The organism is Nocardiopsis sp. NPDC055824 (assembly GCF_053616335.1).
This window is the reverse complement of sequence record NZ_JBSHDN010000064.1, coordinates 17,213-32,126: the sequence shown is the minus strand read 5'-3', so window position 1 is coordinate 32,126 and position 14,914 is coordinate 17,213. Positions and strand designations below refer to the sequence as shown.

Below are 14,914 nucleotides of genomic sequence, written 5' to 3'. Positions count from 1 at the left end.
GCGCGACCGTGCCCGGCACCGCGGGCCCCGCAGGCGGGCCCGGCGCCGCGATGGTGGTGCTGGCTGTAGCTCCCGTCGGCCAGCGCGCAGCATGGTGCGCCTGTACCGGGCTCCGTAGTGTCGTCAGGGACGTGGACGGCCCCTCCCGAGCCACGTCCTCACCGACGCCGACCTGCGAGGACTCGCCATGCCCGCCCCTTTCCGCACCCCCACGCGCACAGCTCCGGGCGGCCGGACCCCCGCACCGGGCGCCGTGGGCGGCCCCGCCGGGGCCGCGGTCGCCCTCACGGCGGTCCACCGCTCCTACACCGACGGCGACGGCCGCGTGTCCGCCCTGGACGGGGTCACCCTCAGGGTCCCCCGGGGGACCTTCCTCGCCGTCATGGGGCCCTCCGGCTCCGGCAAGAGCACCTTGCTCAACTGCGCCTCCGGCCTGGACCGCGTCACCTCCGGCACGGTCGAGATCGGCGGGAGGGACATCAGCGGGCTCCGGGAACCGGACCTCACCGTCTTCCGCCGCGACCACGTGGGGTTCGTCTTCCAGTCCTACAACCTGGTCCCCACCCTCACGGCGGAGGACAACATCACCCTTCCGCTGCGCCTGGCCGGGGTGCGGCCGGACGCCGCGTGGATCGACGAGCTCGTCCGCAGGGTGGGTGTGGCGGACCGGCTGGGACACCGGCCCTCGGAGCTGTCCGGCGGCCAGCAGCAGCGGGTCGCCATCGTGCGCGCGCTCGCCGCCCGGCCCGACATCGTCTTCGCGGACGAGCCCACCGGCGCCCTCGACGGCGCCACCGCCGACCGGACGCTGTCCCTGCTCAGGGGGATCGTGGACGACCTCGGCCAGACCGTCGTCATGGTCACCCACGACCCCGCCGCCGCGGCCCGGGCCCACGACACCGCCGTGATGGCCTCGGGGCGCGTCGTGGACCTCCTCCACGCGCCCGCCGCCGCGGACCTCGCCGGACGCCTCGCCTCCCTGGGGGCGGACCGATGACCGGGACGCCCGACGTACGTCCCGCCCCCGGCCGCGGGGGCCACGGGTCCCTGGCGCTGAAGCTGGCCCGGGGCCGCGCCGCGTCCCTGGCCGCGGTCGCCGTCGCGGCCCTCGGCGGGTCCGCGCTCATCACGGTCGGCGGGGTCGTCGCCGACACCGGTGTCCGCTCCGTCCTCCCGGCCGGCCGGCTCGCGGGCGCCGACGTCGTGGTCACGGCCCCCCAGAGCGTGGAGGTGCCCGAGGACCTCGACATCGCCCTTCCCGAACGGGCGCCCGTCCCCGGGACCGTGGTGGACGCGCTGGCCGAGCTGCCCGAGGTCGGCCTGGCCGTCGGCGACGTGGGTTTCCAGGCCGCGGTCCTGGGTGAGGACGGGCCCGTGGCGGGCGCCGATCCGCGCACCGCCGGGCACGGGTGGTCCTCGGCCTCCCTGGCGGGAGGGGGCGTCCTGACCGGCGAGCCGCCGAGCGCCCCCGGCGAGGTGGTCCTGGACCGCGCCTCGGCGGGGGCGTCGGGCGCGGAGGTCGGCGGGGAGGTCCGCCTCGTGGCAGGAGGCCGGACGGCCGCGTATCGGCTGACCGGCGTCCTGGACACCCCGGCGCCCTTGATCCTCGTGGACGACTTCACCGCGGCGGACCTGGCCGGACGCTCAGAAGGCCCCCGCGAGGGCACCGTCGACCTGGTCGGCCTGCACGCCGCGGAGGGCGTCACCGACGCCGAACTCCGTTCCGCGGTGGAGGCGAGCGCCGTGTTCGGCGAACACGGCCTCGTCGCCCTCGGCGGCGACCGGCGCGGCGACGCGGAGTCGCCGGGGGCGTCGGCCGCACGGTCGGAGCTGGTCGCGATCGCCGCCTCGCTCAGCGGCACCGTCCTGATCGTCGTCGGTTTCACGGTCGCCGGCGCCCTCTCGGTGTCCGTCGCGGCCCAGCGCCGGGACCTCGCCCTCCTTCGGGCGGTCGGCGCCACCCCGCGCCAGATCCGCCGCCTCGTCGCCTTCCCCAACCTGATCGCCACCGCCCTGGCCCTGCCCTTCGGGATCGCCGCGGGCTACCTGCTGGGGGACGGTGCGCTCCGGGGCCTCGCCGCACTGGGGATGACGCCCACGGGCCTGCCCGCCGTCCTCGGGCCCGTGCCCGGTCCGGCCGCCGCGGTCCTGACCCTCCTCGCGGTGTGGGCGGCCTGTGCGGGAGCGGTCCGCCGCACCGCGGGGGCCGCCCCCGTCGACGCCCTCGCCGAGTCCGTCGCCGAACCGCGTGCCCCGGGCCGCGCGCGCACCTGGGCGGGGACCGCCCTGCTGGTGCTCTCGGTGGCCGCGTCGGTGCCCGCGCTGGTCCTGGACGCCACGGAGGCGGTGGCCGGCGCGGCCGTGGCGTCACTGGTGGCGGCGGTCGGCCTGGCCCTGGCGGGACCGGCCCTGGTCCGCCGGGTGAGCGGGATCGCCGTCCGTCTGCTGCCCGCCCGGGTCTCCCCGCTGACCTGGCTCGCCGTGCAGAACCTGCACGGGCACTCCGTCCGGGTGGCCGGCGCGGCGAGCGCCCTGGCCATGACGGTGGCCTTCACCCTGGGGCAGACCTACGCGCAGACCTCGCTCTCGGCCGCGGGCGGCGCCCAGCGCGCGGCCGGGGAGAAGGCCGACCTGGTGGTGACCGCACCCGGCCTGGGCGGGGTTCCCGCAGGCCTCGCGGAGGAGGTCCGCCGGTCGCCCGCGGTGGAGGAGGCCGTCGCGGTCACTCCGACCGCGGTGGTGGGCGCCGGCGGCTTCGCCCTGCCGGGGGAGGAGCCCGGGACGACGCACATGGAGGCGGCCGCCCAGGTCGTCGGCCCGGGGGCGCAGCGGGTCCTGGACCTGGACGTGGTCGAGGGGGACCTGGGGAGGCTGTCCGGGAGGACGGTCGCGGTGAGCGCCTCGGCGGCGCGCCACTTCGGCACCGGTCTGGGGGAGACGTTCGCGTTCCGGACCGGCGACGGCGCGCGGGTCGACGCGGAGGTCGTCGCCGTGTACCGCAGGGACTTGGGATACGGGTCGGTCACCCTTCCGTCGGACCTGGCGCGGGGCCACGTCACCGGCGACGTCGACGCGCGGCTCCTGGTCCTGGCGGCTCCGGGGCAGGAGGACGAGGCGCGCCGTGTACTGGAGGCGGCGGCCGAGGGCTACCCCGGGGCGGAGGTCGCGGAGGCGGGAGCCGCGGAGGAGGGCGCGCGGGGGCCGGACGCCGGCGCCGTCCTCAACCTGGTCGTCCTGCTGGCGCTGGTCGGCTACATGGTGCTGTCGGTCGCCAACCGGCTCGCCGCCCAGACCCTGCAGCGGCAGGGCGAGGTGGACGCCCTGCGGGCGATCGGGACGACGCCGGGGCAGACCCGGTCGGTGCTGCGCAGGGAGGCCGCGATGATCGCCCTCGGCGCCAACGCCGCCGGGCTCCTGGCCGTGCTGTTCCCGCTCCTCTGCGTGGGCGTGGGCCTGCTCGGGAGGCCCTTCCCCGCAGGTCCGCTCTGGCCGGTGCCCGTGGCGGTCCTGGGCGTGTCGGCCGTGGCCTGGCTGTGCGTGGCGGTGCCCGCCAGGAGGCTGACCACCTCCCCGACGCGCCGTTGAGCCGAGGCGGGCGGACGGGCGGAGAAGGGGGCGCGGCGGCGCCGGAAGAGCCGTCGCGTCCCTGGCGTCCGGGGCCTCCGGCGGCGCCCGTCAGGGCTTCCGGCACGGATGTTCCGGAACCTTGCGTCGCACGAGGCAACAAACAGTACAACAGGGCATATTTCACTCCAGGGTGTGCCGGGGATCACTTTCCCAACCTGTAGCATCGGGCCCTGACGGCATGGCGCGACGCCGACGGGCCCGACCGGTCCGCTCCTCGGCGCGTCCTGCCTCCCACGAGCGAACCGGCTGGGGGAGCGTGACCGTGACGGACGTCCGAGGACCCGAGGCAGGCCCGCTCGCGGCCGTGTCCAGGCAGCGGCCACCCGCGCAGGTCCCCGGACGGCGGTCGCGCGTGGTCAGCCTCGACCCGCGCGGGGCCGAACCCCCCGCCTCCCGCCAGGGCGAGGCCACCCGCCTGCACCAGGCCTTCCTCGGCAGGGTCATCGACTACCTGCGCGTCGACGCCGGCGTCCGCCAGTTCGTCGACTGGGGGTGCCCGGTGCCCGGCACGGCCGAGCGCGTGCACGCCGGCGACCCCGGGGCCACCGTCGTCCACCTGGTCCCGCACGGGGCGGCCGGCATGCTCCCCACCGCGGGTGCGGCCGTGCTCTCCGGGGACGGCTCCGGACCCGACGGACTCCTGCGCCGCCTGGGCGCCTCCGGGCTCGTCGACTTCGACGAGCCCGTCGCCGTCCTGATGACCCGCCCCTTCACCGCCGACGACCCGCCCGGCGGCGTCGCGGGCCTCCACGCCCTCATGCGCGGCGGCGGCTACCTCGCCCTCGCGTCCCCCGCTCCCCGGGCCGTGGTCGAACGCGCCTTCGGCCCCTTCCGCCCTGTTGAACCCGGGGTGGCCGACCTGCGATGGTGGCCCTATCCGGACGAGGACGTCTCCGACAGGGGGACCGGGACCCTGGCGGGGCTCGGCCGCGCGCCGGGGAGCGGAAGGGGGGACCGCCGATGGCGGTGAACTGGACGGGCGAGGTCCTGGCACAGCTCCAGTTCTACTGGGAGTACTCGCTGTGGCCGCGGCTGGAGGGGCTGACCGACGCCGAGTACCACTGGCTCCCGGCGCCCGGGGCCTGGACCGTGCGGGAGGGGGAGGACGGGCGGTACCGGCCGGACTCCGCGGTCCCCGAGCCCGAGCCCCCGCCCGTGACCACCATCGCCTGGCGGCTCGGACACCTCGTTGTGGACGTCCTGGAGACCCGCGTCAACTGGCACTTCGGCGACCGCACCTACACCCGGGAGAGCGTCAACTGGCCCGGCGACGCGGCCGAGGCCAAGCAGCGTCTGCGCCACGCCTACGAGACCTGGTCCGAGAACATCCAGGGCCTCGACGAGGACGGCCTCGCCGCGCAGGTGGGCGGCACCGAGGCGCGGCAGTGGGAGGACTTCCCGATGGTCGCCCTCGTGCTGCACGTCAACCGGGAGATCATCCACCACGGGGCGGAGATCGCGCTGCTGCGCGACCTCTACCGCGCCGGGCCCGCCCGGGGCTGAGCCGGGGCGGGCGCCTCCCGGCTGCCCGTCGACGGGTCAGAGCACCTGCAGCGGGTCCACCCGTACCTGGGCGAGGTGCTCGTCCCCGCGGGCGCTGCGCGCCGACGCCGCGGCCTTCAGCGAGCGGGCCAGCGCGCCCACCCCCTCGCGGGGCACCCGGAGCAGCGCGCGCTCCGTGGGCGGCGCGCCCTCGGCGACGGGGCCGCGCTCCGAGGCCACCGGCACGGGCCCGAGCACCTCGGCGCCCTCGGGCAGCTCCACCTGGGCGAGCAGTTCGCGCACGTCGTCCACGGCGCCGGTGATCGACGCCATCGTCACGGCGGGGGGGAACCCCAGCTCCCTGCGCTCGGCCAGTTCCCGTGCGGCGAAACCGCCCGGGTCCCAGCGCACCAGGGCCTGCACCACCGGCAGCGACGCCTCCGCGGACACCACCACGGTGCCGCCCGGCCGCACCAGCGCTGCGGCGTTGAACCAGCGGCGCAGCGTCTCCTCCGAAGCGCGCAGGTCGGCCCTGTTCAGCAGGGCCCAGCCGTCCAGGAGCACCGCCGCCGCGTACCCGCCGCCCCTGACCACCGGTTCGGCCCCGGGGGTGGCCACCACCAGGGACGGCTTGTCCGGGACCTCCGGCAGCACCTCGTCGCGCCCGGACGTGCGCACGGTGAGGGAGGGAAAGGCCCGGCCCAGCTCCTCGGCGGTGCGGCGGGCCCCCACCACCACCGCGCGCATCCGGGAGGCCCCGCAGTCGGGGCACGTCCACTGCCCGGCCACCCGTCCGCACCAGCCGCAGGAGGGCAGGGCGTCCGCCTCGCGGATCGCGAGCGGCCCGCGGCAGCCGTCGCAGCGCGCGGGTTCGCGGCAGCCCGCGCAGGCCAGGGTGTTGAGGTAGCCACGGCGCGGAACCTGGAACAGCACCGGCCCGGTCCTGGCCGCGTCCCGCGCCGACTTGAGGGCCAGGCTCGGCATGCGGGCGGTGCGGGCGGCCTCGTCCCGGGCGAGTTCGCGGTCGTCCCCCGCGGGCTTGACGAGCGGGGCCCGGCGGCGCAGCGTCGCGCGGTCCGCGACCAGCGGGTGCGCCCAGCCGGACTCGACCAGGAGCTGGGCGTCCGTGGTGCGGGTGTGCCCGCCGAACAGCGCCCCCGACCCCGTCTGGTGCGCCCGCATGGCCAGCACGGTGCGGGCGTGCGGATAGGGGGTGTGCGGGTCGGCGTGGACGTCGTCGCCGTCGTCCCAGAGCACGACCAGACCGAGGTCGCGGACGGGGGCGAAGATCGCGGTGCGGGTCCCCACGACCACCCGGACCCCTCCGCGCAGGACCGACAGCCAGCGCCGGTAGCGCGGGGTCGGTCCGAGGTCGGCGGGCAGGGCGACGTGCCGCCCCCCGCCCAGGCGCCGCACCATCGCGGCGTCCACCGCCTCGACGTCGCGGCTGTTGGGGAGCACCACCACCGTCCCGCGCCCCGCAGCGAGGGCGGCCCCGGCGGCCACCGCGATCGCGTCCGGCCAGTCGTTCCCGGGGAGGGCGTTCCACACCGCGCGCGCCGCGCGCCCCTCGCGCAGGGCCGCGACGAAGGCGGGCCCCTCGGGGTAGTCCGCCCAGGGGCCGCAGTCGGCCCCCGGGGCCTCGGCCGAGGGTTCCGCGCCCCCGGGCTCGGCTGCCCCGGTCCCGCCCGGGGGCTCGGCGGAGGGTTCCGCGGTCGGTTCCGCGGGGCCTGCCTCCGCGTCCTCCGCGTCCCCCGCCGGGGCGTCCGCGTCAGGGACGGCCTCGCGCTCGACCCGCGCCCGGCGCGGCGGGACGGCCAGCCTGACCACGTCGTGCAGGTTGCCCGCGTACCGTCCGGCCACGGCCCGGGCCAGTTCCAGGATCTCCGGCGTGAGGACCGGCTCCGGGGAGACCACCTCGGACAGGTAGGCGAGCCGGCCGTCGAACTCCGAGCGCTCCACCCGCTCCGCGATGAACCCGCCGAGCAGCCGGTGGCGGAAGGCGACCTTCACCCTGCAGCCTGGGACGGCGGCCTCGTCCAGGTCGGCGGGGACCCGGTAGTCGAAGAGCCGGTCCAGGTGGGGCAGGGGGGTGTCCACGATGACGCGCGCGACGGACAGCCGCCCGGCGGGTTTCCTCGGCGCCGGACGGGACGCCTCCTCGGCCCTGGCCCTGGCCGCGGCTCTGGGGTCCACCAGCTCCGACACGTCGAAGAGGGCGTCGCCGGGTGGATCGGACTGCGCTGTCATCACCACTGGTCTACCAGAACGGTCCGACACCGCCGCTCCTCTGCGGCGGGAGCCCCCTCCGTGACTGGTAGAACAGTGTCCCGTACGCGCAGCGGAGGGGGATCCGAACATGAAGCTCGTCTTTGCCGGAACACCGGAGGTGGCAGTGCCCTCGCTCCGGGCGCTGATCGGCTCCGAGCACGAGGTGGCGGCCGTGGTCACCCGGCCCGACGCCCGCTCCGGCCGGGGCCGCCGGATCTCCGCGAGCCCGGTGGGCGAGGTGGCCGAGGCCGAGGGCATCGAGGTCCTCAAACCCGCCAGGGCCGGTGACCCCGAGTTCCTCGCTCGCCTGGAGGAGATCGCCCCCGACTGCTGCCCCGTGGTCGCCTACGGCGCGCTGCTGCCGCAGCCGGCCCTGGACATCCCCCGCCACGGCTGGGTCAACCTGCACTTCTCCCTGCTGCCCGCCTGGCGCGGCGCCGCCCCCGTCCAGCACGCGGTGCTGCACGGCGACGACATCACCGGGGCGTCCACCTTCCGGATCGTCAAGGAGCTCGACGCCGGGCCCGTCTACGGGACCCTGACCGAGGCCGTGCGCCCCACCGACACCAGCGGGGAGCTCCTCGGACGGCTGTCCGTCTCCGGGGCCGAACTCCTGAAGCGCACCGTCGACGGCATCGCGTCCGGGCAGCTCGAACCGGTCGAGCAGCCCGCCGACGGGCTGTCCTACGCCGCCAAGCTCACCCCCTCGGACGCCGAACTCGACTTCACGCTCCCGGCGCTGCGCGTCGACAGGGTGGCCCGCGCCTGCACCCCCGCCCCCGGCGCCTGGACGACCTTCCGCGGGACCCGCCTCAAGCTCGGCCCCGTCACCCCCGTGACCGACGCGGACACCCCCGACCTCGCCCCCGGTCGGATCCACGCCGGCAAGAAGCACGTCCTGGTCGGCACCAGCACCCACCCCGTCGCCCTCGGCGAGGTGCAGCCGCAGGGCAAGCGGTCCATGGCCGCCGTGGACTGGGCGCGTGGCGTGCGTCCCACCGAAGATGACCGCCTGGGCGCGTGAGCTGCCGTAGTCTCGACCTGGCGGACCGAACGGACGTCCGCCAGGCCCCGTCCCCGGTTTGTTGAGGCAGCACAGTTGAGCGAGCAGTCCCGATCCCCGTACCGCCGGCCCCGCAGGGGCTCGAAGCCCGTACAGGGCGGTGGACAGGGGGCGTCGGGGCCGCCCGCGCCCCGTGACCCCGCCCGCCGGGTCGCCTACGACGTGCTGTGCGCCGTCGAGCAGCGCGACGCCTACGCCAACCTCCTCCTGCCCGCGCTGCTCACCGAGCGCGGCATCAGCGGGCGCGACGCGGCCCTGGCCACGGAGCTGACCTACGGCACGCTGCGGCTCCAGGGCACCTACGACGCGATCCTGGAGGCGTGCGTGGACCGCACGCTCGCCTCCGTGGACGCCGACGCGCTGCCGGTCCTGCGTCTGGGGGCCCACCAGCTGCTGTCCACGAAGATCCCGCCGCATGCCGCCGTCAGCGCCACCGTGGACCTGGCCCGCCGTGTGGTGGGCCACCACCGGGGCCGTTTCGTCAACGCCGTCCTGCGCAAGGTGTCGGCCCGCGACCTGGACGCGTGGACCGCCGTGGTCGCCCCCGACCGGGACCGCGACCCCAGCGGGTACCTGGCGGTCGTACGGAGCCACCCGCGCTGGGTGGTCAAGGAGCTCGCCCGCGCACTGGGGGAGCACTCCTCCACCGGCCTGGTCCGCACCGAGCGCCTGCTGGCCGCCCACAACGAGCGGCCCCGGGTGACGCTCGTGGCCAAGCCCGGCCGCTCGACCGTCGAGGACCTGGTGGCCGCGGGCGCGGAGGAGGGGCGCTACTCGCCCTTCGCCGCCTACCTGCCCCAGGGGGACCCGGCGGGGATCCGCGAGGTCCGCCAGAACCGGGCCGCCGTGCAGGACGAGGCCAGCCAGCTGGTCGCCCTCGCCCTGAGCCGGGTCGACGCGCACGGCGACGACGCCCTGTGGCTGGACATGTGCGCGGGCCCCGGCGGCAAGGCCGGCCTGCTGGCCTCCCTCGCCGGGCAGCGCGGGGCCCGCCTCCTGGCGTCCGAGGTCCAGCCGGCCCGTGCGGGGCTGGTCGCCACGGCGGTGCGCCGGGCCCCCCGCGACGCCGGGCGCGTGATCGCGGCCGACGGCACCAGGCCCGCCTGGCGCCCGGGCGTGTTCGACCGGGTGCTGGTGGACGCGCCGTGCACGGGCCTGGGCGCGCTGAGGCGCCGCCCGGAGTCGCGCTGGCGCCGCACCGAGACCTCCGCGGCCGACCTGGCGCCCCTCCAGCACGGCCTCCTGGCCCGCGCAGCGGACGCCGTGCGCCCCGGCGGCGTGGTGGCGTACGTGACGTGCTCCCCGCACCTGGACGAGACCGACGGCATCGTCCGGCGGATCCTCGCGGAGCGGGACGACCTGGCGCTGCTGCGCGCGGCCGACTACCTGGACGAGGTGCCGGACCTGGCCGCGGGCCCGGACGGGAACTACGTCCAGTTCTGGCCGCACGTCCACGGCACGGACGCGATGTTCCTGGCCCTGTTCCGCAAGGCGGCCCGGGACTGACCCCGGCCGGCGCCGCGCGCCGCCGGGCGCCCGGTCTGCCCGTGCCCCACGAGGGCCGTCCCGGCCCGCCGACGGGCGCGGGCGGCCGCCTCCGGGCAGCAGGACAGCGCCGTGCCGGGGAGTACGCGGCCACGGGGAACGGGGCCCGGAGGGACCTCGGGCGGGGGCCACCGGTGTTTTGTTCGAGGACGAGAGCGCACGGGCTGTTCTCGCACCTCAAGGGTGGGAAGAGGAATCGTGAAGACCGGGTGTCGCGAAATACGACACCCCCGGACGGTTCAGTGGCCACGACGCCGCGCGGGTCAGCGCGCCGGTCCCTCCGGCGCCGCGGCCGAGGAGCCGGAGGGACCGGCGGGAGCCGCCGGTGCGGGGACGGGCGGCGGCGGGGGCATGCTGGCCCTGAGCCGCAGGGTGAGCCGTTCGCCCAGGTCCCGGTCGAAACGCCCTCCGTGCCCGACCCCCGCCCGGTCGGCCAGGTCGGTCGCGTACAGCCGGACGGAGGCCTCGACCAGTGCGGCGTAGGCCTCCGCCGCGGCCCGGGTCCGCACCCACGCGATCGCGGCCAGCACCGCGGAGGCGAGCGCGGCGGGATACCACCACGCGGCCATCGGCAGGTACAGCAGCGCCCACGCGGCCAGGCCCGTGGAGCGCGACAGCGCGTCCCGCGCCTCGGCGACCTCCGTCCGGGCCTCCTCGGGCAGGACCAGCCACAGGTGCGGCCACAGCACGGCGAGGTCGGCGTCGTGGTCGCGGTCCAGGCGCGTCCGCGCCGCCCCGATACGGTCCCCGGCCCAGGTGGGGCGCTCGGGCCTCTCGGGGGAGAGCCGCGCCATGCGGTCGTAGGCGGCGGCGAAGGCGGCCTCCGCGCCCTGCCCGCCGCCCGAGCCGTCCCCGGCCGCACGGACCCGCTCCACCTCGCCGCGCAGGACGTCCCACCTGCGTCGGCGCGACTCCACCCACCGACCGGTCCAGCCCCGCAGCGGGGGCGGCCACCGGTGCCAGTCGGCGGCCGTCCACAGGCGCTCGACGATGCGCCCGGTCCCCCGGGCGAGCAGCCCCGCGGCGGAGCTCCCGGCCAGGATCGCGGCGAACACCAGGGCCTGCCCGCCGAAGGTGTCCACCCGCGGGTCCTCGGCCAGGCGCGTGATCTCCGAGACCAGGTGGCCCACGTCCCAGGCCCGGTCCCAGCCGAGCGCGTAGGCGGCGGTGGCGACCGCCAGGTACAGGGCTCCGGGCAGGGCGAGCGCGGTCACCCACCGCTCGGCGAGCCTGGTGCCCAGCTCCGACAGGAAGGCGCCCACGGCCTACGCCCTCCTGGGGGAGCGGAGCGGGAGGCCGGCGACCAGGCAGGTCGGGGGGTCCTCTGCCGGGTTCGGCTCCCAGGTCCGGTCGCACAGGCCCCGCGGGCAGCGGTACACGGCGGACGCGGGCCTGGGCAGGCCGAGGCCCGAGGGCGCCGGGTCGCGGGCGCCCACGCGGTGGGCGGCGTTGGAGTAGCCGTACAGCCCCGCCCCGTCGCCGAGGGCGACCAGGGCGCCGTGCAGCTCGTCCAGGGCGGCCGGCGCCCCGCGCCCCTCGGCCGCGGCCCTGAGCACGGCGTCCACGAGGGAGGGGCCTCCCTCCACCGCGGCGAGGCGGCCGCGGATCTCGGCTGCGTGCTCGCAGACGCTTCCCAGACGGGTCTCGGCGCCGTCGCCCATGGGGGTACCTCCGGTCGCTGGGGGGCCGACTGCGGTGAGCGTACCCCCGCGGGGCCCGGTGACGCCGGGCTTTCGCAGCTTCCCTCCCGGGCGTCCGCCACCGGCCGCGGCGAGACTGTGAATCTACGTCGTAAAGCCACGAGGGGTGGGGTCCGGCTCCCACGTGAGGAGAGGACACGGGAGAGGGGCCCGGCCCGCCGGGAGCCGCGTCCGCCCAGCTCGTCCTCCCTCTGCGGGGCGAAGCCGGCGGCCCGTCTGGCTACACTGCTGGCGTGGCAATCCAGATCTCACCCAGCATCCTGAGCGCCGACTTCGCGCATCTCGCAGACGAGGCCGCCGCGGTCTCCCCGTCCGCCGACTGGCTCCACGTGGACGTGATGGACGGGCACTTCGTCCCCAACCTCACGCTCGGCCTGCCGGTGGTCGAGTCGCTGCTCAAGGCGACCGACACCCCGCTGGACTGCCACCTGATGATCGAGGAGCCCGACCGGTGGGCCCCGGCCTACGCGGAGGCGGGCGCCGGCAGCGTCACGATCCACGCCAGGGCCGCCGCCGCCCCCGTGCGCACCCTGCGCGAGATCCGCCGCCTCGGCGCGCGGGCGGGCCTGGCCCTCAACCCGGCCGAGGCCGTCGAGCCCTACGCCGACATCGTCGGTGAGATGGACATGCTCCTGCTCATGACGGTCGAGCCCGGCTTCGGCGGCCAGAGCTTCCTCGACGTGGTCCTGCCCAAGATCCGCAGGGCCCGCGAGATCCTCGACACGCGGGAGGCCTCCGTCTGGCTCCAGGTCGACGGCGGTGTCAGCGCCGAGACCATCGAGCGCGCGGCCGAGGCCGGGGCCGACGTCTTCGTGGCGGGATCGGCCGTCTACGGAGCCCAGGACCCCGCCCAGGCCGTCGACCGCCTGCGCGCCCTCGCCGCCGGGGCGGCCGGGGCCGAGTGAGCCGGACCGGGGCCCCGGTCCCACCCGGCCCAGGGGCCGCGCACAACGATCCCGGCCCGGCCCCGTGCACGCCTGGCCACGCGGGGCCGCGGCCCCTATGCTTCCGGTCCGTAGTCGTCAGTCGAAGAAGTCGAGGATTCCGCTTGGTCGCGGCTCCGTCTTCCCCTCCGCGTACGCGCGCCCGGGGGAGCGGCGCGGCGTGAGCGCGTTGCCAGGCGCCGACACGTGGAGTGCGCGTTGAACGCTCGGACGGCCGGTCACCTGGCCATGGACGTGCTGTGGGAGCCCGAGTCCACCGCCATCGGGTGGCTCCAGGGGCTGGGGGACTGGCTCGCCCATCCGCTGGTGGCGGTCACCCAGCTCGGCTCGCAGTTCGTCCTGATCCCCCTCACCGCCCTCGTCTTCTGGTGCGTGAACCCCGGCTTCGGGGCGCGGCTCTTCGTCGCCCTGGCCGCGTCCGGGGTGCTCAACTACCTGGGCAAGGCCGTGTTCCACGGGGCGCGCCCCTACTGGTACAGCGCCCACGTCACCGCGTACGCGAGCGGATCGAGCTTCGGCATCCCCTCCGGGCACGCCCAGGCCTCCACCGTCTTCTGGGGGTACCTGGGGTTCAGGTCGGGGCGCCGCACCCGGCTCTGGGCGGCCCTCGCGCTCATCGCCGCGATCTGCGTGTCCCGGATCTACCTGGGCGTGCACTTCGTCAGCGACGTCCTGGCGGGGCTGCTGGTGGGCGGCGCCGTCCTGTGGGCGGCCCTGCGCTGGGAGGACCGGCTCGTGGCCTGGTGGCTGGGCCTGGACACGGTCCGCTGGGTCGGCTGCGCCCTGGCCGTCTCCGTCGTGCCCTGTCTGGCGGCGGCGCTGTGGCAGGCGCTGGCCATGGGGGACTGGTCGGTCCCGGCGGACTGGATCGGCTCCACGCCCACCGATCCGGCCGGGCACACCCTCGCCGGTCTGTTCACCGTGGCCGGCGGTCTGCTCGGCGCGCTCGTCGGCTTCACGCTGCTCGCCCGACGCGGCTGGTACAGCGCGGAGGGGAGCCTGTCCGCCAGGGCCGCCCGCTTCGTCCTCGGCCTCTCGGGGATCGTGGTGGTCCAGGTGGTGGTCCACCTCCTGGCCGGGGGCCTCACGGGCCTCGCGGAGGCGGTCGTGATGTTCGCCGCCTACGCCGGGATCGCCCTCTGGGCGGCCTTCGGCGCGCCCGAGATGTTCATCCGCAGCGGTCTGGCCCACCGGCCCGGGGAGGGCGGCGGCACCCCGCTCGCGGGCGGTCACGAAGGCCTTCCCGGCGACGGCCACGCCCGTGACGACGGGAAATGATTCCGGTCACACCAACTATGCGGCCGTGCTACCGACGCGTTAAGATCCGAACCGTTGAGACAACAGTCAAACGCGTGCTCCGGGGTCGGTGTAATTCCGAACCGGCGGTGACAGTCCGCGACCCGGTCGAATCCATCGGCCGGTTGAACCGGTGAGATTCCGGTACCGACGGTGAAAGTCCGGATGGGAGGCAGCGCGTGTTGGGCCGGTCTGTCCGCCGTGGCTCCCCGTGACCCGCGGCGTCCAGCCCCGGCCTTGTCGTGGACCCGTTCCACACCCCTGCCCCGGAGCCTGTCAGGCGAAGGGAATGCACAGGCGTGTTCACCGGAATCGTGGAAGAACTCGGCAAGGTCGTCTCCATCGAGCCAGCGGGCACCACGGGCGAGTCCCTGCTGCTGACGCTGCGCGGTCCCCTGGTCAGCTCCGACGCGGGGCACGGCGACTCCATCTCCGTCAACGGCGTGTGCCTGACCGTCGTCGGCCGGGGTGAGGACACCTTCACCGCCGATGTGATGAAGGAGTCGCTGGACCGCTCCTCCCTGGGCGGCCTCTCGGTCGGCTCCGAGGTCAACCTCGAACGCGCCGCCCGCGTGGACGGCCGCCTCGGCGGGCACATCGTCCAGGGCCACGTCGACGGCACCTCCCGCCTGCTCTCCCGGAATCCCGGTGACAACTGGGACGTTCTACGGTTCAGCCTGCCCGCGGAGCTCTCCCCGTACGTGGTCGAGAAGGGGTCGATCACGGTCGACGGGACCAGCCTCACCGTCTCCGCGGTCAGCGCGCCCGGTGCGGACGAGGAGTTCTTCGAGGTCAGCCTGATCCCCGAGACCCTGAGGGCCACCACTCTGGGGGGCCTCCCGGCCGGCGCCACCGTGAACATCGAGGTGGACGTCGTCGCCAAGTACGTCGAGCGCATCGCCTCCGTGGCCGCGAGCCGGCCACGGGCCTGACCGCCGGCGCGCGGCGCCACGGGACGGACCCGCACGCGCGGGCCGTCACCACCA

The 14,914-nt window shown here is 76.3% G+C and carries 12 protein-coding genes and 1 riboswitch; of the genes, 9 read left to right on the top strand and 3 right to left on the bottom strand.

Annotation, left to right across the window (positions count from 1 at the left end; all coding sequences use genetic code 11):
- Positions 1-187: 187 nt before the first annotated feature.
- From ACWGL3_RS15305 to ACWGL3_RS15290, 4 genes are all read left to right on the top strand, one after another.
- Positions 188-997 carry an ABC transporter ATP-binding protein gene (locus tag ACWGL3_RS15305; protein WP_267945862.1) on the top strand — a complete coding sequence of 270 codons (810 nt, stop codon included), beginning with the start codon at positions 188-190 and terminating at the stop codon, positions 995-997.
- Entirely contained in the window at positions 994-3,585 is a 2,592-nt protein-coding gene (locus ACWGL3_RS15300; RefSeq protein ID WP_452461436.1) for an FtsX-like permease family protein, read from the top strand. The genes ACWGL3_RS15305 and ACWGL3_RS15300 overlap by 4 nt, the downstream gene beginning before the upstream one ends.
- 304 nt (positions 3,586-3,889) lie before the next feature.
- Positions 3,890-4,597, top strand: a complete 708-nt coding sequence (locus ACWGL3_RS15295; protein ID WP_267945860.1) for an SAM-dependent methyltransferase — start codon at positions 3,890-3,892, stop codon at positions 4,595-4,597.
- Complete coding sequence (locus ACWGL3_RS15290) at positions 4,588-5,130, top strand: DinB family protein (protein WP_344176325.1); 543 nt, start codon at positions 4,588-4,590, stop codon at positions 5,128-5,130. The genes ACWGL3_RS15295 and ACWGL3_RS15290 overlap by 10 nt, the downstream gene beginning before the upstream one ends.
- 36 nt (positions 5,131-5,166) lie before the next feature.
- Here the strand turns inward: ACWGL3_RS15290 and ACWGL3_RS15285 are convergent, their stop codons facing one another.
- Positions 5,167-7,359: a primosomal protein N' gene (locus ACWGL3_RS15285; RefSeq protein ID WP_452461435.1), complete on the bottom strand. Its 2,193-nt coding sequence runs from the start codon at positions 7,357-7,359 to the stop codon at positions 5,167-5,169.
- Between the two features lie 109 nt (positions 7,360-7,468).
- On the opposite strand from ACWGL3_RS15285, the gene fmt reads away from it, so the two are divergent.
- Positions 7,469-8,404, top strand: coding sequence for a methionyl-tRNA formyltransferase (gene fmt, locus ACWGL3_RS15280; protein ID WP_267945857.1), 936 nt, complete (start codon positions 7,469-7,471; stop codon positions 8,402-8,404).
- A 75-nt stretch (positions 8,405-8,479) separates the two neighbouring features.
- On the top strand, positions 8,480-9,949 hold the full coding sequence (locus ACWGL3_RS15275; RefSeq protein WP_267945856.1) for an RsmB/NOP family class I SAM-dependent RNA methyltransferase: 1,470 nt from the start codon (positions 8,480-8,482) through the stop codon (positions 9,947-9,949).
- A gap of 302 nt (positions 9,950-10,251) precedes the next feature.
- On the opposite strand, the gene ACWGL3_RS15270 is transcribed toward ACWGL3_RS15275, so the two are convergent.
- Together ACWGL3_RS15270 and ACWGL3_RS15265 are read right to left on the bottom strand one after the other, a co-directional pair.
- Positions 10,252-11,250 (bottom strand): hypothetical protein, encoded by a 999-nt coding sequence (locus ACWGL3_RS15270; protein WP_267945855.1) that lies wholly within the window; start codon positions 11,248-11,250, stop codon positions 10,252-10,254.
- Positions 11,251-11,253: 3 nt separating this feature from the next.
- Entirely contained in the window at positions 11,254-11,649 is a 396-nt protein-coding gene (locus ACWGL3_RS15265) for a hypothetical protein (RefSeq protein ID WP_267945854.1), read from the bottom strand.
- 272 nt (positions 11,650-11,921) lie between these two features.
- Between ACWGL3_RS15265 and rpe the strand changes: the two genes are divergently transcribed.
- The 3 genes from rpe to ACWGL3_RS15250 all read left to right on the top strand — a co-directional run bounded on the left by rpe (position 11,922) and on the right by ACWGL3_RS15250 (position 14,860).
- Positions 11,922-12,593 (top strand): ribulose-phosphate 3-epimerase, encoded by a 672-nt coding sequence (gene rpe, locus ACWGL3_RS15260; protein WP_452461434.1) that lies wholly within the window; start codon positions 11,922-11,924, stop codon positions 12,591-12,593.
- 237 nt (positions 12,594-12,830) lie between these two features.
- Positions 12,831-13,910, top strand: a complete 1,080-nt coding sequence (locus ACWGL3_RS15255; RefSeq protein ID WP_452461433.1) for a phosphatase PAP2 family protein — start codon at positions 12,831-12,833, stop codon at positions 13,908-13,910.
- Between the two features lie 70 nt (positions 13,911-13,980).
- Positions 13,981-14,109, top strand: a riboswitch (FMN riboswitch).
- Positions 14,110-14,227: 118 nt separating this feature from the next.
- Positions 14,228-14,860 carry a riboflavin synthase gene (locus tag ACWGL3_RS15250; protein WP_267945851.1) on the top strand — a complete coding sequence of 211 codons (633 nt, stop codon included), beginning with the start codon at positions 14,228-14,230 and terminating at the stop codon, positions 14,858-14,860.
- Positions 14,861-14,914 lie beyond the last annotated feature (54 nt).